Genomic DNA, 17813 nt, shown 5'->3' with positions numbered 1-17813 from the left:
GTCGAAGTCAGGCATCCGATGACCGAACCGAAGCTCACCAGAGCCGCCATCGTCGATACCGCTATCTCCCTCGCCGATACCGCGGGGCTCGACGCCCTGTCCATGCGGCGGATCGCCGACCGGATGGGTGTGGGCGCGATGTCGCTGTACCGGCATATCGCGAACAAGGATGTGCTGATCGCCGCCATGGCCGACGAGGTGGCGGGCCGCTACCCCTACCCGGCGGTCGAGGGCAAGAACTGGACCTGGCGGGACCGGGTCCGGATCGCCGGCGAGATCGACTGGGAGCTGTATCAGCGGCATCCGTGGGTACTGCTGGCCTTCGCCACCCCCCGCTACAGCTTCGGGCCCAGCAGCCTCGCATGCCTGGCCTGGCTCGTCGACGGGTTCCGCGAACTCGGGGTCACCACGCACGAAGCCACCGAGATGTCGTTCGCGGTCTGGAACTACATCTCCGGCGCCACCCTCCCCCACGTCAGTTCGTCCCTGGTGACCCGTAAGGGAGTCGACAGCACAGAAGAGAACGGCCTGCGGTCATTACTGGCCGGCTACCCGGTTCACCCGACCCCACCCGCACTATCGGAACTACACGGAACCGGCGACCAATTCGCCCAGCTCGACCTGCTACACCTCGGCCTGACCGCCCTGTGCGACGGTTTCGCCCTCCGCGCCGGCCGAACCACTCCGGCAGGCCCTGCTTCGACAAGCACCATGGGGCAGCCGATCCCGCGCCGGTGACCGCACCGTGCCGATTCGCACCCGCGGAGGCTGCTCGATAGCTGCTCGGCCCCGAGGCTAATACTGCCCGGGGCCGACGTGCCGGAATAACACCAAAGCTGCAGATGAGGCGTATTGCGCTGTCGCACAGGCTATTCTGCGGCTACCGGCGAACTGCTCACTTTTGTGGACGGACCTCGATCACCGATGCACACTCTATATAACGACGACGTTCGGCACCGATAGCCGAACTCGGGGGTGAGGCAGCAGATATGACCCGTCGACCAGCAGACCGGCCGCAGTTCCTCGGCGGAGCTCCACTCGCCACAACAGGTGAGGCCAGACTCCGGTCTGCGCGGCTGGAGGACCTGCCCATCCTGTCGGGTATGGAAAAGGCCCAGTTCACCGACCTGGCCTATCCGTTCTTCATCCTGCGTCAGCTGTTCGAACTGCACAGATCACACTGGGTCGTCGCCGAAGAAGCAGGCGCAATCCTCGGATACGCCGTGGTAGGCGTCGACGGGCAGGGGTGCGCCTGGGTGCTGAGTATGGCCGTTTCCGAACGGGCCCGCCGCAACGGTCTCGGAACTCGTTTACTGGAGCACGTATTCGATCGGTGTCGGGACGCACAGGTGTACCGCGTCCGCCTCACCGTGCGTCAGGAGAACACCGCTGCGGTCAAGCTGTACGAGAAGACGGGCTTCCGGCAGATCGAGCGTGATCAGCACTATTTCGGGACCGACGAGCCCCGCGATGTGCTCGAACTCCGGTTCGATCCGGCCCCGCGGCGCTGGGACACTGCGGCCTCCGACGGCCCACAGTGGGTCAAACGCCCACGCGGTCAGCAGTTCTGACTCAGCTACTCGTTCGAGGGGACCCCCTATGCCGGATAACAGCGCCGACCAGACCCCACCCGCGGTGCGGTCCATGATCGACCTGATCGGTCGTCAATCCGCTCACTACGCGCTGCGTCTGGACGAGCTGGGAACCATCCAGGACAACGGCAAACCACTCACCGAGCGGAATCTGCTCGCCAATTTCCATCATCGGGTCGAACAGGTCGTCGTCGAATACGAGAAATCCAATGTTCCGCCGCGCGGTGATGCCCTCGTATTCGAGCAGGTGCACCGGCCGAGCCCGGACGATCCCGATGTGCTGCACGGCCCGGCCGCAAGCATCCGGAAACTACTCGCGCTGGAGGTGGAGTTCCGCGGGCCACGCCGGCTCAGCGGGACACAGAACATGTATCTCGCCGAGCTGTACGAAGTGCTCGGCGGCGTATTGAAGAAGAGCGGATTGCCCGCACACGCGGCACTCGCCTACAAACGCGCCACCTACTGTTTCGATGTCGCCGAAGATGTCACAGCCCAGGACCGCTGCCGCCTGGCCCGGGCACGGGCCAAGCGGCAGGCGACCATGCCGCGGTGGCGGCGCATCCCGGGCTTCGTCTCGGATATGTTGTGCGGCTATGGGTTCAAACCCTTCCAGCTGCTGGCCTGGATCGCGGTACAACTGGTCCTGTTCACCATTCTGTACTGGATATGGGAGGGAAAGCAGCTGACCTGGCACTCGCTGGCCGATGCGGCCAAAGTATGCTTCACCAACTACCTCAATCCGGTGGGCGTCGACGACCTCAACGCCCGCGCCCAGGTCCTCTTGCTGGTCGAATCCTGGACCGGAATCATTTTCCTGTCGGTACTTTTCGCCCTGCTGGTGCGCCGCTGGTTCCGATTCTGATCCTCACAGGGTGTTCTCGTGCATGGCCTTCCATGTCGAGACCAGCAGCCGGTTGCGCATATGCCCAACCGTGCGGAGCCATTGCGCGGCGAGGTCGGGTTCCTCGGCCAGCTGGGCCCACAGGTCACGCAGACCCGCCGGTGTGTGGGCGCCGGGGACCCACAGATGTGCGAGATGTTCCAGTACCGGGGCGAGAATTTCCACGGATTCGCGCGTACCCGGACCGGCCAGGTCCGCGCGCTCGACAGCATCGGACGCTACGGTCAGCAGCCAATCGTGGGCGGCCAGATCCTCACAGAAGCGTTGCACAGCATCGAGTTCCGATTCCGCGGGCACGACGATCAGCGCCGTCCTCGTCAGATCGTCGTGTACCCGGAACGCCACCTGCGGCCGCGTGAGGTCGCCTACCCGGGCCGCCCAGCGCAGCCGCAGCGTCCCCGCCCGCAGCGGGGCCTCGTTATCCAGCCTGCGCAGCCCGATTCGGCCGAGGAGCCGGTCGGTCGGCGAGGTCAGATCGAGTGTCGCCGAACTCGGACGGTCACCGAGGAAACCCTCGGCCAGGCGTGCCGGTGTCTCATGGGTGACCCTGGTCATCACCTCGAGAACGCCCACCCGGCTCAAATAGTGGAACCATCCCTGCCGCTTGTCCGATGCCGAGCGGGTCACCGAACACCGGGCCGAACTCTGCACGACCCGTCCCCCGACTACGGTTGCGCGCAAGGCAATGGTGCCGATCGCGCGCACGGCCGGATGCCTCGCGACAGCGAGCCCGCAATCCACCCCCTCCGCGATCGGCGGCGAAATCCCCAGCGATACCGGCCGTTCCCGCCACCGCACTCGATGGTCGGGGCTCAGCTCGAGCAGCTCACGGACCTCCCCGTGCTGTAGCGCGGTGGCCGTGGGCAGCAGGGAAGTGCTCACCTCACCGAACATTGCCAGGATGCCGGGCGGCGCGTGCGGCGGAGCCGGTGGCGACGGTATGCGCGGCTGACCGGCCGCGGCACGGGCGAGAACCCGGACAGCCCGGCCTCTTCCCTGGGCGCGGGCAGAACGGCGGGCAGAGCCACGCGGCGGCTCCGCGGCAACGGATCCGGGCATCAGGATCCGGCCAGCAGATGATGCTCGAGCCGCTCCGCGACCCGCCGGGACACCGTGATGTTCTCGGCCCTGCCACGTGCGACCACCTGCTCGACCACCTCGTGGTCGAGCTGGATGTGATCGAGAATGACCCGGACCGCGTGTTCGATACCGACGTAACGCATCGGCAGAATCGACAGCGAACGGTAGGCGGCGAACGGTTTGGCGTTCGGCTCGAGCTGAACGACCGAAGGGAGATCTTCCCAGCGGTCCGGCCACCGTTGCCGGTTCCACGCCTGCGGTTCCACCGGGGGCCGGCCCTCATATCGCAGCATGCCCAACCGCAGCAGTTGCCAGATCGCCGCCAGGTACGGACACGACCATTTGGGGACGTCCGCATCCGTGTTCGGGTGGTCCCACATCTCTACATCGAGGAATATCGAATGCCCGCGGCGGCCGAATTCCTCGGGCGGCCGGTACTCCTGCATCGGATGCAGAGCCGCCCCGGGTTCTTGATCGGTGGCCCGTTTGCCGTTGCACAACCACCCGGACTCCGCGGTCGGCGGCCGGCGGCCGTTTGCGCCCTGATCGGGCTCGGCGACGATCCGGTGCCGCACCATTTCGGCCAGCGCTATCGAGGAAGTGCGCACAACCCCGTCGCGAACGACTTCGGGAACATCGGCACACCCCGCCTCCCGGGCCAGGTAGTCGATCCTCAGCCCACAATCGGCAGCCGTGCCCAGCAGCTTGTCGAGAATTACGCCCGGGTCGGTATCGGGCCGGAAATAGTCGTCGACGAGAAAGCAGGTGCTGATCCGGGCCCGGCCCCCGAACTCGGCCTGCGCGGACCGGGTGAACGCGTCGAGCAGTGGCACGATACGCCGGAACTGTTGTTGAATGCGGTCCACCCCGTTGACCAGATCCTGCATGAGGAAGTGGCCTACCTCGACCGATATATGCGACAACGGCACAGCGCTGACTCTTCCGAGTTCGCTCGCCTCGCTGTAATCTGCCACATTCTCCACGTGGTCGGATGCCTGTTCTGCGAACGATGTCGCGGTCGAATGATTCGGGACGGCTGTCTAGTTCAGTGGAACCCATGTGCGCGGATCGAGCAACCGATCACCGAGGTGGTCGAAAGCCTCGACGGTCGAACGGTTCGCGATCTGTTTCTGCACGTCGACGTCGAGGATCAATTGCTCTCGCCACTGCAGCATCGGCTCGACCGGAATCGTACCCAGCAGGGAACTCGCACCGATCTGCAACTCACCGGCGAGTTCGTTCAGGATTCGATCCTGCCGATGCAACCACGCGGCCTGCGGGGCCGCTCCCCCGCGAATCCGGTCGACCTGGGGCACCGCGGTCCGCACGAAACGGATATTGCTCAGCAGTTCGTCGCGGTCGTGCCCAGCACGTTCGCCGCATTCGAGGATCCCGTGGGGGCCGTAGACGAGACCGCTCGCGGCATAGATGTGCTGGCGCGTCCAACGATGGAATACCAGCCACCGCGCCGTCCGCGCGGCCAGCACACCCTGCGCGGTCGCGTGCACCACGATATCGAGGGCGATGGAACGCCCCGCGCTGAGGTCGACGATCGTCAGATCGAACTCCTTGTCCGCCGTATGCAGCAGGCGGACGCATCGTTCGACCACCTCCGGGTCCCAGCGCCGGTCGAACTCTCCCCCGCCCTGATCGCCGGGAAACAGCACCAGCTGCCCGCCGCGGCCGCTTCTGCGACGGACATCTTCGCGATCGGTCCGGTCGCGAACATTGACACGGGCAGGCGCGCCTCCTGTTCCCAGCAGGTACGCGTGCAAGCCGACGCCCTGTTCGGCGCCGTCGCGATCGACGTCGGGCGCGACCCCGCGCTCGTAGCCACCGAGTTCGAACAGGGCACCCGCGGTGGGGGAACCGAAATCGAAGTCGAGATAGGCAACCCTCTTGCCCCTGGACGACAGCCGGTAACCGAGATTGCAGCTCGTCACCGAGCGCCCGGTGCCCCCTTTGTCGGAGGTCGCGAAGACGATCATGGGATCACATGTTCCTCGTGGCGTCGCGGCGTCCCGCGGCGAGCTCGTCGAGTTCGCGCAGCGCGTCGAGCGTGTGGACGAAGGCGGTCGCCGCGTCCTCCCGGATCAGCCGCCGGGCCTCGTCGATATGGCGTTCGACGCCGTACAGCGCCTCCCGGTTGTCGGAGTAGTCGTCGATCCGGACTCCGAGCATCTCCTGGTCGAAACGGTGTTCGGCGGTATTGAGCATGATCCGCGCCATCGACTGCAGATCGGGCCAGTTCGGTGGTGGCTCGCGGTAGGTGCGGTCCGCGACGACGAAACACTCGATCATGCGCTCGGTCATGTACCACGAGGGCCGCGTCTCGCCACTGCTCTGATCATCGCTGCCCGGATGGTCGGCGAACGCCCCGCCGGGATCGTCCCACAGGCCGATCGCGCCTTCGCGCAGCATGCGCGCGTTGAGATGGTCCATGGTCGCCTTCGACAGCTCCATGAGCTTATCGCGCGCGGCGACGTTGTTGGACAGACGGGCCGCCTGCATCATCCGCTTGAGCAGTACCGCCGCGAAATCCGATACCTGCCATTGCAGCTGCGGGCCGCTGTCCACTTCCTCGGTACCACGCAGAGCGAGCAGGACACCGGGCTGGTGCAATTGCACCGCCGGATCGCCGCGCATCGGCCGCCGGATGATCCGGCCCCGGCCCGCCAGCTCGTCGAAAATTGCTACGGCCCTGGTCAAATCGTCATCGGAGGCGGTCCGGGCGACGAGGTCCTGGATCAGCACGGCGGAAACGATGAGACTGTAGTAGTCGGACTGTTCGCCGTCGGAGGTCTCCCACGGGATGTCCTCGAGCGGCCAGCGACCTTCACCGAACCGGGCCACATTCGACCAGTAACGCTGGGTCAGCTCCCAGCGGGTGCGCAGCGCTTGGGCCAGCCGGTGCTGGGTTTCGTCGAGCAGGCCCAGTTCACCGGCGCGCGGGGAGACCAGGTCGTTGATGCCGTCGAGTGCGACAACGGTGAAATACAGATAGGGCCGCGACTGGGCCACGCCAGGGGTGTCCGCGATCGGTGTGGGCACGAAATCGACGGGTGAGGCGTCTTTCGCGATTCCCCACGTCCAGCCGCACTCGAAGAGCAGGGAGTCGTCTTCGAGTTCCTCCACCGCCTTTTCCTGCCCGAGCGCGATATCGCTGCGCAGGCGGGCCCGGACCCGGGCGAGGCCGGTCCGGATACCGGCGAGCACTGTGCGCTCGGTATTTCCGGACTGGTTCAGCATGCGCAGGATCGCCTGCCCCTCGGACGAGGCCGGGCGGAAGGTGTTGACGACGAAGCTACGGACCAGACCGGTCATGGCGGCGGTGAGCCTGTCGCTGAGACGGGCCGACAACTCTTCGATCTGCGCGGTGGAAGCTCCGGGCCGGACACGCGCCCGGTAATCACGAAGGAACCGCAGTCCGGCCATACACAGGGTCAGCGACATCGAATAGGAGTCGACGATATCGAGCCGCTGCTGCACATCGGTCGCCGGACGGCCCTCGCTCGAGCGCAGATAGCTGCCCCCGGCGAAGATCGGCTGACCGTCCGCCGCGGAATTGTTCTCGATATAGGACGCCAACAGCGACACCACGAAGGCACCGATACGGGTTGTGCCGCCGATGGGTTCGAAGACGGCCTGCACATCCTTCTCGATGCGGTCCGGGTCGTGCAGGGCGAACACGTCGATTTCGGTCGCGGGGTACAGCAGGCAGAGCAACTGCTCGGAATCGCTGATCGAGTTGACGGAGCGAATCCCGCCCCACTGCCACTGCTCGCCGTCCCAGCAGGCGTCGATCATCGCCTTCCAGATACCCAGAATCTGTTCTCTCGGTTGAATTCTCATCCGCCGGCGTCCTCACACCCCTCGTAGCGGTCCACCGGGCTCCAGTCGCGTGATACCGACCCGGCCGGCGATTGTGGGCAAAAGATAGCATGCGCCGAATTCCATCGTATTGCTTGGCATCAGCGGACGGTCCGGCTTTCCACGCCGGACTTCCCGAGCTCGACCTCGCCGCGGCCGCGGCCGTCCTATTCGCCGATGCGGCCGTGTTCCCCGAGCCGCGGCGGCGGACGGTAGTCCGGGGTCCAACCGGCCACCCGGATGGGCGAGGCGACCAGCCGGTGCCCGCCCGCCCGGACCACCATTTCCGGGGTGTCGTCGAGTGCCTGCGGCAGGGTGCGCACCGCGGCGGCGGGAACGCCGAGCGGACGCAGGCGGGCCTCCCAGGAGAGGGCGGTGTCGGTGCGCAGGGCGGTGGTCACCGATTGCAGCACATCGTCGCGGTGGGCCGTCCGCTCGGCCATGGTGTCGTAGCCGGTGATCGCGGCCTCCTTCGAGAACGATCGCCAGAAGCTGTCGTGGGTGATGAACAGGGCAAGGTATCCGGACGAGGTCGGAAACAACTGGGCGGGAACGTAGTAAGAGTGCGCGCCGTGTGGGCGCCGCTGGGGCTCGATACCGTTGTCGAGGTAGGCGGCGGCGTGGTAGTTCAGCTGGGAGAGCATCACATCACGCAGGGATACATCGATCTGGCCGCCGTTACCGGAGACGATCTGGGCGAGCAGGCCGAGAGCGGCGGTGAGGCCGGTGGAGTTGTCGGCGGATGAGTAGCCGGGCAGGGTGGGCGGGCCGGCCGGGTCGCCGGTGAGGGCGGCGATGCCGGTGGCGGCCTGAACCACGTAGTCGAACGCGGGATCGTCACCGTTGTCCAGCCCGAAACCGGTGAGGGCGACGCAGACGATGCGTTCGTTGTGGTGCCGCAGCGCCTCGTAGGTCAGGCCCAGTTTGCGGATGGCCGAGGGCTTCAGATTCACCAGGAGCGCGTGGGATTCGGCGGCCAGCTCCCCCAGCCGGCGCTGTCCGGCAGCCGAGGCCAGGTCCAGACAGATACTGCGCTTGCCGCGATTGAGACTGGCGAAGTAGGAATCGCCGACCTTGCGGGAGATATCACCGCCGGCCGGTTCGAGTTTGGTGACCTCGGCCCCGAGATCGGCCAGCATCATGGTGGCGTAGGGGCCGGCCAGCATGGTGCCCACCTCGAGCACCCGGATACCGCTCAAGGGCCCCGTATTCATCTGAACTCCTCGGGCGCGAGTTGATACGGCCCGCGCGGGCCTTGGCGAAAGCGGAGGTATTGCATCACCGAGGCTCCTTCGGCGCGGGTTCATGCCGTCGGCGCAGGCCGAAGCGTTGGCGGGTATCTCGCATCACCGCAGCTCCGCGGGCATGGGTTCGCGCGTATCCCGGAAACCGTGGCGAGGGCGGACTGATCGCTTCATCGCAGGTCTTTCGCGATCTGCGCGATCATTTCGCGGGTCCGGCGTTTGGAGGCGACCAGTTCGTCGCGGTTGTCGCCGATGGGCAGCAGGCGCACGGACAGGTCGGTGGCACCGGCTTCCGCATAGCGGCGCAGCCCATCCGCGATGGCTTCCTCGTCACCGGCGATGCAGATATCGCCGATATCCTTGGCTTCGCCTTTTTCCAGGAGTCGCTGATAGTTCGGGGAAACCTCGGCTTCGCCGAGTATGCGGTTGGCGCGGTCGCGGGCGGTATCGATCTCACCGGAAGCGCACAGGCAGATGGGCAGGCCGGCCACGATCCGCGGGGCGACACGACCGGCATCGGCGGCGGCCTTGGTGATCCGGGGAACCACATGGTCGGCGATGGCACGTTCATCGGCCATCCACAGAATCGTGCCGTCGGTGTGCTCGCCCGCGATCCGCAGCATCACCGGACCGAGCGCCGCGATCATCACCGGCAGCGGGGCCACCGGTCCGAGGTCCAGCTGGTTGTGCACAGTGAAGCTGCCGTTCGAGACGTCCACCGTTCCGGGGCCGTTCAACGCAGGATTCAGCACCTCGAGATAGTCACGCGAGTACGCGGCCGGCTTCTCATAGGGCAGACCGAGCATGTCCTGCACGATCCAGTGGTGCGAAGGCCCCACACCCAGCGCGAGCCGGCCGCCGGCCACGGCATGTGCGGACAACGCCTGCCGGGCGAGGGCAATCGGGTGCTGCGCCTGTAACGGCACCACCGCGGTACCGAGTTCTATCCGCTCGGTTGCGGCACCGAGCAGTGCGACCGTCACCAGCGCGTCGAAATCCGTGGGGATCTGCGGAATCCACGCGGTATCCATACCGGCCGATTCGGCCCATTTGATGTCGTCGACCATCCGGGCGGCCTTACGCGCGGTATCGCCGCGCTCGGGACCGATCATCACACCGATACGCACGGTTCCTCCACTCTCACAATCGAATCAAGGGGAGCCGCCGCCTACCGTCACGGCGGCGGCTCCGAACCCGGACGCCGGGCGTCCAGGAGATCAGGACGGGGCCGTGGCCCCGGTGAGCTCCCGCATTGCGGTGACCAGGACATCGAGCGGGGTGCCGGTCGGGAACACGGCGGCGGCACCCGCCTCCTGCAACTTCTCGATATCGCCCTGCGGGATGGTGCCGCCGACGACCACCGCGATATCTCCGGCGTCGGCGGCGCGCAGGGCATCGACCACTCGTTTCGTCAGGGCCACATGGGCACCGGACAGGATGCTCAAACCCACCACGGCCACGTCTTCCTGCACCGCGATCGAGACGATGTCCTCGATCCGCTGCCGGATCCCGGTGTAGACCACCTCGAATCCGGCGTCGCGCAGGGTGCGGGCGACGATCTTCGCACCCCGGTCGTGGCCGTCCAGACCGGGTTTCGCGACCAATACACGCGCGGCCATCAGAACACCACCGGTTGCTGGAATTCGCCCCACACCTGTTTGAGGGCGGCGGTCATCTCGCCCACCGTGCAATACGCGTTGGCACAGTCGATCAGACGATGCATGAGGTTGTCGTCTCCTTCCGCGGCCCGCGACAGCGCGGCCAGGGTGTCGCGCACAGCGGCGGAATCCCGTTCGGCCTTCACTTTGGCCAGCCGTTTCAACTGGGTTTCCCGGCCCTCGGCGTCCAGTTCGTAGGTGGAGATCTCCGGTGCCGGTTCGTCGGAGACGAACTTGTTCACGCCCACCACAGGTTTCGCACCGGATTCGATCTCCTGGTGCAGCTTGTACGCTTCGTCGGCGATCAGGCCCTGCAGATACCCGTCTTCGATCGCGCGGACCATTCCGCCCCGGTTGTCCAGGTCGGTCATGATCTCCTTGATGGCCTCTTCGGTCTTGTCCGTGAGGGCCTCGACGAAATAGGAGCCGCCCAGCGGATCGGCCACCCGCGTGACACCGGTTTCGTAGGCCAGGATCTGCTGGGTACGCAGCGCCATGGTCGCCGATTCCTCGCTGGGGAGCGCGAACGGTTCGTCCCAGGCCGCGGTGAACATCGACTGCACGCCACCGAGCACTGCGGCCATTGCCTCGTAGGCGATGCGGACGAGGTTGTTCTGGGCCTGCGGGGCGTAGAGCGAGGCACCGCCGGCCACACAGCCGAACCGGAACATCGACGCTTTATCCGTTGTCGCGCCGTAGCGTTCGCGGACGATGGTCGCCCAGCGGCGGCGACCCGCCCGATACTTCGCGACCTCTTCGAAGAAATCGCCGTGCGTGTAGAAGAAGAACGAGATCTGCGGGGCGAACTTTTCGATACTCATCCGGCCGCGTTCGACGACGGTATCGCAATAGGTGACACCGTCGGCGAGAGTGAAGGCCATCTCCTGGACGGCGGTGGCGCCGGCATCGCGGAAATGCGCGCCCGCCACCGAGATCGCGTTGAACCGCGGCACCTCCGCGGCGCAGAACTCGATGGTGTCGGCGATCAACCGCAGCGAGGGCTGCGGCGGCCAGATCCAGGTACCGCGGGAGGCGTATTCCTTGAGGATATCGTTCTGGATGGTGCCGGTGAGCTTCTCGCGCGGCACCCCCTTCTTTTCCGCCGCCGCCACATAGAAGGCAAGCAGGATCGCGGCCGTGCCGTTGATGGTGAAACTGGTGCTGATCTTGTCCAGCGGGATGCCGTCGAACAGGATTTCGGCGTCGGCGAGCGTATCGACCGCGACACCGACCCGCCCGACCTCCTCCCCCACTTCGGGATCGTCGGAGTCGTAACCGCATTGGGTGGGCAGATCCAGGGCGACCGACAAACCGGTGCCGCCCTGGTCGAGTAGATAGCGATAGCGCCGGTTGGACTCTTCGGCCGTGCCGAATCCCGAGTACTGCCGGAAGGTCCACAGCCGTCCCCGGTAACCGGTGGCGTAGTTGCCCCGGGTGAACGGAAACGCGCCGGGCGCGGGCGGTTCGGTATGCCGGTCGGTCGGCCCGTAGACCGGTTCGAGCGGGATACCCGAGGAGGTATGGACTGCATCGTTCATCGTTGAATACGATACTTGCAGAAAATGAGAATGCCAATACCGCTTCGCGGGAACGCGTAATCGACCAGGAGAGATATGTCGACCGAGCAGCAGAACCTCACCGACCGGACCCTGGTGGTCTCCGGCGCCAGCCGCGGTATCGGACTGGCCATCGCCCTGTCCGCGGCACGCCGGGGCGCGAATGTGGTGCTCCTGGCCAAGACCGCACAACCCCATCCGAAGCTGCCCGGCACCGTGCACACCGCGGTCGCCGATATCGAGGCGGCCGGCGGTAAGGCGGCCGCCGTCGTGGGCGATGTGCGGGAGGAAGCCGATGTGGCGCGGGTCGTGGAGACCGCACTCGAACGCTTCGGCCGCATCGATTACTGCGTGAACAACGCCAGCGCCATCGCCACAGACCCCACCGAGAACCTCTCGGCGAAGAAGTTCGACCTGATGCAGCAGATCAACCTGCGCGGCACCTTCCTACTGACCCGGGCCTGCCTACCGCATCTGCGCCAGGCCCCGAACCCCCATATCCTCACCGTCGCGCCGCCGCTGAACACCAGCCCGCGCTGGCTGGGCGCCCATCCCTCCTACACACTCTCGAAATACGGGATGACGCTGCTGACGCTCGGCTGGGCCGCGGAATACGCCGAGGCCGGAATCGCCGCGAACTGCCTGTGGCCGCAGACCTATATCGCGACCTCCGCGGTCGCGAACCTGCCCGACGGCACGAACCTGCTGGAATCCTCGCGCAGCCCGCAGATCATGGGCGATGCGGCCGCCGAAATCCTCTCCCGCGAAGCCAAGTTCAACACCGGCAACACCTACATCGATGCCGCGGCGCTTCTCGAGTCGGGCCGCACCGACCTGTCGGAATACGGCGGCGGCGCGAATCCGATTCCCGATATGTTCCTCGACTGAAGCAGTCGGCACCAGAGCACCGTGGTGGGCGATCCGGTTTCCTACCAGCACGTACCCGCCGCGGGTTTCGGCACCCCCCGAAATCAGGGACGCTGCCGGCGATACTGTTGCCGGGCCTCGAGCCCGTCCAGATAGTGCCCGAGGGCGAGTTCGAATGTTTCGTCCACCCCTCTGAGGCCGAATGTTTCAGTGGGCAGCATGTTCAGTTCGGCAAGCCGGCGGAAGTCGGCGCCATGGAGCAATTCGGATGCTTCGGCGTCGATTGTCGCCCACCACTCTTCGTTGCGCAGGCGGCTCTGTTGTTCGGCGCGGACTTCGTGCAGCACCCCCAGAGCCAGGCCGTGAACCAGCGCCGCCAGGGCCAATGCGGTGCGGACTCGTGTCGGCGCGTCGAGCCGTAGTTCGGCGAGGGCTTCGAGGGCCCATTCGGTATGCAGCATGGCCTCCGGGGCCAGCGGTGGACGGGTCACCAAGGTCAGCTCCGCGAGCCAGGGATGAGCCCGATACAGCCGCCATTGCCGTCGATAGACTGATTCGAGTCGCTCGCGCCATCCGGCAGGCATGGGGTCGGGTAGCGGACTCGACTTGAAAACGGTGCGGACCATCAAAGTCTCCAGCTCGTCGCGCCCTGCAACGTGCCGGTACAACGACATGGGGGACACTTTCAACACGCCGGCGAGTTTGCGAATCGACACCGCTTCCAGGCCTTCATGATCGGCCATCTGAACAGCCACGCCGAGGACTCGATTCCGAGTGAGGGCCGGGCGACTTGTCCCGTGGCCACCACGGACCACGGTGCCGGAACCGGTCCGGGTGGTTACCAACCCCTCGTCCCGAAGGATCGCCAAGGCGCGGCTCGCCGTCGCCATGGCCACTCCCCAGTCACGTACGAGCTGGCGGGTGGACGGAATCCGATCACCCGGCCCGAGCTTTCCGCTGACGATCTTCTGCCGCAACGCTGCCGCAATTCGCTGCGATGGGAGGTCATTCGATTCGGACACATCGAAAAGTGTACTAGTGCACCGGGCCGGCGGAATGGGCGCTGACTTTCCTTTCGACGCGCTGATGACCAACAGTAAAAGGAAGTGCACTGCATGGACTTTCGTGTGACTAGTGCGTAAATACGCTGTACTCATGACACATACCGAGATCGTTGCATACGTCGGCGCTACAGTGATCGACGCTACCGGTGCTGCGCCACGGCCCGACCAGACCGTGATCGCGATCGACCGCATGATCACGACGGTGGGGCCGTCGGCGCAGGTTCCGATTCCGGCCGGAGCTCACGTGCATGATCTACGAGGCAAGTACCTCATCCCGGGTCTCACCGATATGCACGTGCACAGTGAATCGGAGACCGATGACCCGAGGCACTTCGCCGGCTTGTACGTCGCCAATGGCGTAACCGCCGTACGGGAGATGTGGGGCCGGCCGGTGCTTCACCGGATCCGCCAGAAGATCGAGTCCGGCGAGATACTCGGACCACGGATGACCATCGCCAGCCCCCTCCTCGACGGCAACCCCGGCTTGTGGTCCGATGTCCCCGATACGCCGATCGTGACCATCAGCTCCCCCGGACAGGCACGACGGGCCGTATCCGAGGCGATCGACTCCGGCGCGGATTTCATCAAGGTCTACTCCCGGCTCGCGCCCGACGCATACTGGGCAATTCTTGCCGAGGCACACCGCCGGGATATCCCCGTAGCCGGCCATCGATCGGACAATGTGCCGTTCTTGGAGCAAATCGAATCAGGTCAGCGATCATTCGAGCACATGTTCGGCATCTGGGCTGCGACATCATCGGACGTCGAGCGGCTCGAAGCCGCGCTGGCCGGGATCGAGACGTCTCCGGAGTTCCACCTCGGCAGCTGGTTACGCCAGGTCGGCCAGATCGAGTCGGACGGTATCGCCTCGTACGACCACGCTGCGGCGGGTTCGGTGTTCGAACGGCTCATAGCGGCCGATGTCGCGTGCACGCCGACCCTTGCGGTCCACGCGGTCGTCGATCGGCCCGAGTCGTTCCGGCTCGGCGACGAACGGATGGACTACCTGGTCCCGCACACTCCGGAGTCCTGGGACTTCCTCAGAACACATATCTACTGCGGCGGCGGCCGGTCGCCGAGGAAGCCGCGTATTACAGCGATCTGCTCGACTGGCGCCGTGTGACCGTGGGTGCCATGGCCGAGGCGGGGGTCCGGTTGCTCGCCGGCACGGATTCGGTCGGCCCCGGCTTGTTTCCCGGTTTCAGTCTACACTTCGAACTCCAGCAACTCGTCGCCTCCGGCTTGACCCCGCTGCGGGCCCTGCAATGCGCGACCCTGGAACCTGCCAGGTTCCTGGGTCGCGAGGATTGGGCCGGCACGGTCGAGGAGTGCCGTGTGGCCGACCTGGTGATTCTGGATGCCGATCCATTGGCCGATATCCGAAATACGCAGCGAATCCATGCCGTTGTCGTCGACGGATACTACCTCGGCCCCGACGAGCGGAAGCGCCTGCTGGCGACCGTGCAGGAGATTGCGGGCGGCGACCGGTGAACAGCCCGGCCCGCATCGACGCATCCCCTCGTGACTGGGCCGGACTGGCAGTGCTGGCGCTCCCCGCGCTGCTGGCCTCGATGGATCTCTCCGTACTGTTCATGGCGTCACCGTCGATCAGCGCGGACCTGAACCCCACTGCCGGCCAGCTGCTTTGGATCATGGATATCTACGGCTTCATGATGGCCGGCCTGTTGACCACCATGGGCAACCTCGGCGACCGGATCGGGCGACGGAGACTGCTGATCATCGGCGCGTCGGCGTTCGGCGCCGCCTCGGTCCTGGCCGCGTTCGCCTCCAGCGCGGAGATGCTCATCGCCGCGCGTGCTCTTCTCGGCTTGGGCGGCGCGACTCTTGCGCCGTCCACCTTATCGCTCATCCGCGGAATATTCCTCGACGAGACTCAACGACGCCTCGCCATCGGGGTCTGGACCAGCGCATTCATCGGCGGTGTTTCGATCGGCCCGATCATCGGCGGTCTTCTACTGGAGCATTTCTGGTGGGGTTCGGTCTTCCTCGTCAACGTCCCGGTCATGGTGTTGCTGTTGATCGTCGCACCGCTGCTGATTCGCGAGTCCCGCGACCCGGAGCCCGGCCGATTCGATCTCCTCGGCGCGGCACTGACGCCGTCGTGGATCCTGCCGATCGTCTATGGCATCAAGAAGATGGCCGAGGGCGGCGTCGACTGGATTGCCCTTGTACCGATCATGGTCGGTGCGGCCTTCTTCGCGCTCTTCGTAGCACGTCAGCTGACTGCCGACAGCCCCATGATCGATCTACGCCTGCTTCGCCGGCCCGCGTTCGCTGGTTCGATCCTGTCGAACGCTGTCGTTGTCTTCGCCGCTGCCGGGACGGGTTTGCTGACGGCGAGCTACACCCAGACCGTTCTCGGCTACACGCCACTGACGGCCGCATTGTGGATGCTGCCTACAGTCGCCGGAAGTTTCCTCGGTGCGGCTTGTGCCTCCATGCTTGCGCGAACCACCCCTCAAGGGATCCTGGTCGCCCTCGGGCTCCTGATCGCAGCCGCCGGATTTGCCGGCATCAGCTTCGTCACTCCGAGCTCACATATCGGCACACTGGTCGCCGGCTACAGCGCGCTGACGCTCGGAGTCGGCCTGACCGCCACCCTGGCGACCACCCTCGTGCTGGCCACGGCGCCGCCGGAGAAGGCAGGTGCCGCATCCGCGCTCGCGGAGACGAGCAGCGAATTCGGAGGCGCACTCGGTATTGCCGTTCTCGGCGCTGTCACCGCAACGATCTACGGCGCCGCGATGCACGCCTACCCCACATCGGCAGAGAACACGGCCGAATCCATCGGAGCGGCTGTTGCCGTCGCCCGGAGCCTGCCGGACGCGGTTTCGGCGCAATTCCTCCAGCAGGCGTTCGCCGCGTACACCGATGGGTTCATCGTTGCCGCCCGCCTCGGCGCCGCTGTCCTGGCGACCGCAGCCCTGGCCATCGGCTTATGTCTGCGCAACGTGCCCAACCAGCAGATATTCGAGGCACATGAGTAGGCAAGGACGCTGATCGGTCCAGAAGTCAGTGTTTCGCCACGCCTGGCCGAGTCCCGATGGTGGCGCTTTGATCGTTCTCACTGCGGAGCGGGCGTCGAGAACTCAATTGACCGGCCACCGTCACACTCGCCGGGCCACTACCGCGAAGTTCAGCGGAATCCGGGGCGCGCCGGGCGGAAGGGTCCAGCCCTGCGAGCAAGGGACGAGATCGGGGAAGGCGCGCCAATCCATGTACGGCAGCTCGTGGACCGCTTCGATCCGCAGGCCGGCGGTCAGCAGCGAACCGATGATCTCGCCGAGGTCGTGCCGCCATTCGTGGACCGTGGCCTGGGTTATCTGCCCGGCCGAGTTGTCTGTGTAGCTACCCGAATCGGTATAGGTCCGGCGGCCGGTTCCGCCGAAATAGTCGTCGGTGATCTGCCAGGGCTCGAAGTCCATCGCTCCGAGGATCGGATGGTCGTCGCGGATCATGAACACCGCACCGGGGGCGAGGAGGTCGTGGATCGAGCGGGCCCAGCCGACAAGGTCGGGCAGCCAGATGATGGTGCCGGCGCTGGTGACGACGAGATCGAACTGCCGCTCGATCAGCGCGGATGCGTACCGCGCATCGCCTTCGACCCAGGTGATCTCGCGGCCGTCGGCCCGGGCGATGCGGTCGGCATGGTGCAGCGAATTGGGTGAGAAGTCGAGACCGTGGACATCGACCGCGCCGAGGCGGGCCCAGGACACCGTGTCGGTGCCTATGTGGCATTGCAGGTGGAGCAGGGATCTGCGCTGGATACCGGTTTCCGGCAGGTGCGGGGTCAGCACCGAGAGGTCGTTGCGCACCACCACGGAGACGTCCTCGGGGTCGGCCAGGAAGGCATCGACGTCGTACATCTCGGACCGCCGGTGCACATCGGCCCGTTCGTCCCAGTTCGCACGGTTGGCGGCTACGGCTTCGGCCTCGTCCATGATCGGCTCTCCTCGGTGG

The 17813-nt window shown here is 65.9% G+C and carries 17 protein-coding genes; 7 read left to right on the top strand and 10 right to left on the bottom strand.

All coding sequences use genetic code 11. The features are described 5' to 3' along the window. Positions 1-18: 18 nt before the first annotated feature. From ACFWPH_RS30805 to ACFWPH_RS30795, 3 genes are all read left to right on the top strand, one after another. Complete coding sequence (locus ACFWPH_RS30805; protein WP_378755720.1) at positions 19-738, top strand: TetR/AcrR family transcriptional regulator; 720 nt, start codon at positions 19-21, stop codon at positions 736-738. Positions 739-989: 251 nt separating this feature from the next. Next, the gene (locus ACFWPH_RS30800) at positions 990-1571 is read left to right on the top strand and encodes a GNAT family N-acetyltransferase (RefSeq protein ID WP_378755719.1); all 582 of its coding nucleotides are present in this window, start codon (positions 990-992) and stop codon (positions 1569-1571) included. Positions 1572-1599: 28 nt separating this feature from the next. Next, positions 1600-2454, top strand: coding sequence for a hypothetical protein (locus ACFWPH_RS30795; protein WP_378755718.1), 855 nt, complete (start codon positions 1600-1602; stop codon positions 2452-2454). A gap of 3 nt (positions 2455-2457) precedes the next feature. On the opposite strand, the gene ACFWPH_RS30790 is transcribed toward ACFWPH_RS30795, so the two are convergent. The 8 genes from ACFWPH_RS30790 to ACFWPH_RS30755 all read right to left on the bottom strand — a co-directional run bounded on the left by ACFWPH_RS30790 (position 2458) and on the right by ACFWPH_RS30755 (position 11883). Beyond that, on the bottom strand, positions 2458-3375 hold the full coding sequence (locus tag ACFWPH_RS30790) for an SCO2521 family protein (RefSeq protein WP_378755717.1): 918 nt from the start codon (positions 3373-3375) through the stop codon (positions 2458-2460). Positions 3376-3551: 176 nt separating this feature from the next. Continuing rightward, positions 3552-4547, bottom strand: coding sequence for an SCO2522 family protein (locus ACFWPH_RS30785; protein ID WP_378755716.1), 996 nt, complete (start codon positions 4545-4547; stop codon positions 3552-3554). A 66-nt stretch (positions 4548-4613) separates the two neighbouring features. After that, positions 4614-5561 carry an SCO2523 family variant P-loop protein gene (locus ACFWPH_RS30780; RefSeq protein WP_378755715.1) on the bottom strand — a complete coding sequence of 316 codons (948 nt, stop codon included), beginning with the start codon at positions 5559-5561 and terminating at the stop codon, positions 4614-4616. A 4-nt stretch (positions 5562-5565) separates the two neighbouring features. Next, positions 5566-7425: an SCO2524 family protein gene (locus ACFWPH_RS30775; RefSeq protein WP_378755714.1), complete on the bottom strand. Its 1860-nt coding sequence runs from the start codon at positions 7423-7425 to the stop codon at positions 5566-5568. 185 nt (positions 7426-7610) lie between these two features. Further along, positions 7611-8657, bottom strand: a complete 1047-nt coding sequence (locus ACFWPH_RS30770) for a CaiB/BaiF CoA transferase family protein (protein ID WP_378755713.1) — start codon at positions 8655-8657, stop codon at positions 7611-7613. A gap of 200 nt (positions 8658-8857) precedes the next feature. Further along, positions 8858-9814, bottom strand: coding sequence for an LLM class F420-dependent oxidoreductase (locus tag ACFWPH_RS30765; protein WP_378755712.1), 957 nt, complete (start codon positions 9812-9814; stop codon positions 8858-8860). A gap of 90 nt (positions 9815-9904) precedes the next feature. Next, positions 9905-10306 (bottom strand): cobalamin B12-binding domain-containing protein, encoded by a 402-nt coding sequence (locus ACFWPH_RS30760; RefSeq protein ID WP_378755711.1) that lies wholly within the window; start codon positions 10304-10306, stop codon positions 9905-9907. Beyond that, the gene (locus ACFWPH_RS30755) at positions 10306-11883 is read right to left on the bottom strand and encodes a methylmalonyl-CoA mutase family protein (RefSeq protein WP_378755710.1); all 1578 of its coding nucleotides are present in this window, start codon (positions 11881-11883) and stop codon (positions 10306-10308) included. Before ACFWPH_RS30755 ends, ACFWPH_RS30760 begins: the two co-directional genes overlap by 1 nt. Positions 11884-11958: 75 nt before the next feature. Here ACFWPH_RS30755 and ACFWPH_RS30750 point away from each other — a divergent pair, with 75 nt between their 5' ends. Continuing rightward, positions 11959-12789 (top strand): SDR family oxidoreductase, encoded by an 831-nt coding sequence (locus tag ACFWPH_RS30750; RefSeq protein WP_378755708.1) that lies wholly within the window; start codon positions 11959-11961, stop codon positions 12787-12789. Between the two features lie 83 nt (positions 12790-12872). On the opposite strand, the gene ACFWPH_RS30745 is transcribed toward ACFWPH_RS30750, so the two are convergent. Next, positions 12873-13790 carry a TetR/AcrR family transcriptional regulator C-terminal domain-containing protein gene (locus tag ACFWPH_RS30745; protein ID WP_378755707.1) on the bottom strand — a complete coding sequence of 306 codons (918 nt, stop codon included), beginning with the start codon at positions 13788-13790 and terminating at the stop codon, positions 12873-12875. A 133-nt stretch (positions 13791-13923) separates the two neighbouring features. Here ACFWPH_RS30745 and ACFWPH_RS30740 point away from each other — a divergent pair, with 133 nt between their 5' ends. Genes ACFWPH_RS30740 through ACFWPH_RS30730 form a run of 3 tightly spaced genes read left to right on the top strand, consistent with a single transcriptional unit; the run spans position 13924 to position 16840 of the window. Continuing rightward, on the top strand, positions 13924-14955 hold the full coding sequence (locus tag ACFWPH_RS30740) for an amidohydrolase family protein (protein ID WP_378755706.1): 1032 nt from the start codon (positions 13924-13926) through the stop codon (positions 14953-14955). Next, positions 14952-15323: an amidohydrolase family protein gene (locus tag ACFWPH_RS30735; RefSeq protein WP_378755705.1), complete on the top strand. Its 372-nt coding sequence runs from the start codon at positions 14952-14954 to the stop codon at positions 15321-15323. The genes ACFWPH_RS30740 and ACFWPH_RS30735 overlap by 4 nt, the downstream gene beginning before the upstream one ends. After that, positions 15320-16840, top strand: coding sequence for an MFS transporter (locus ACFWPH_RS30730; protein WP_378755704.1), 1521 nt, complete (start codon positions 15320-15322; stop codon positions 16838-16840). The genes ACFWPH_RS30735 and ACFWPH_RS30730 overlap by 4 nt, the downstream gene beginning before the upstream one ends. Positions 16841-16960: 120 nt before the next feature. Here the strand turns inward: ACFWPH_RS30730 and ACFWPH_RS30725 are convergent, their stop codons facing one another. Next, on the bottom strand, positions 16961-17794 hold the full coding sequence (locus ACFWPH_RS30725) for a class I SAM-dependent methyltransferase (protein WP_378755703.1): 834 nt from the start codon (positions 17792-17794) through the stop codon (positions 16961-16963). Between the last annotated feature and the right edge of the window lie 19 nt (positions 17795-17813).

It is taken from the genome of Nocardia sp. NPDC058499, assembly GCF_042719915.1.
Classification (GTDB): Bacteria; Actinomycetota; Actinomycetes; order Mycobacteriales; family Mycobacteriaceae; genus Nocardia.
The sequence above is the reverse complement of the archived record's forward strand: the minus strand, read 5'-3'. Positions and strand labels throughout refer to the sequence as shown.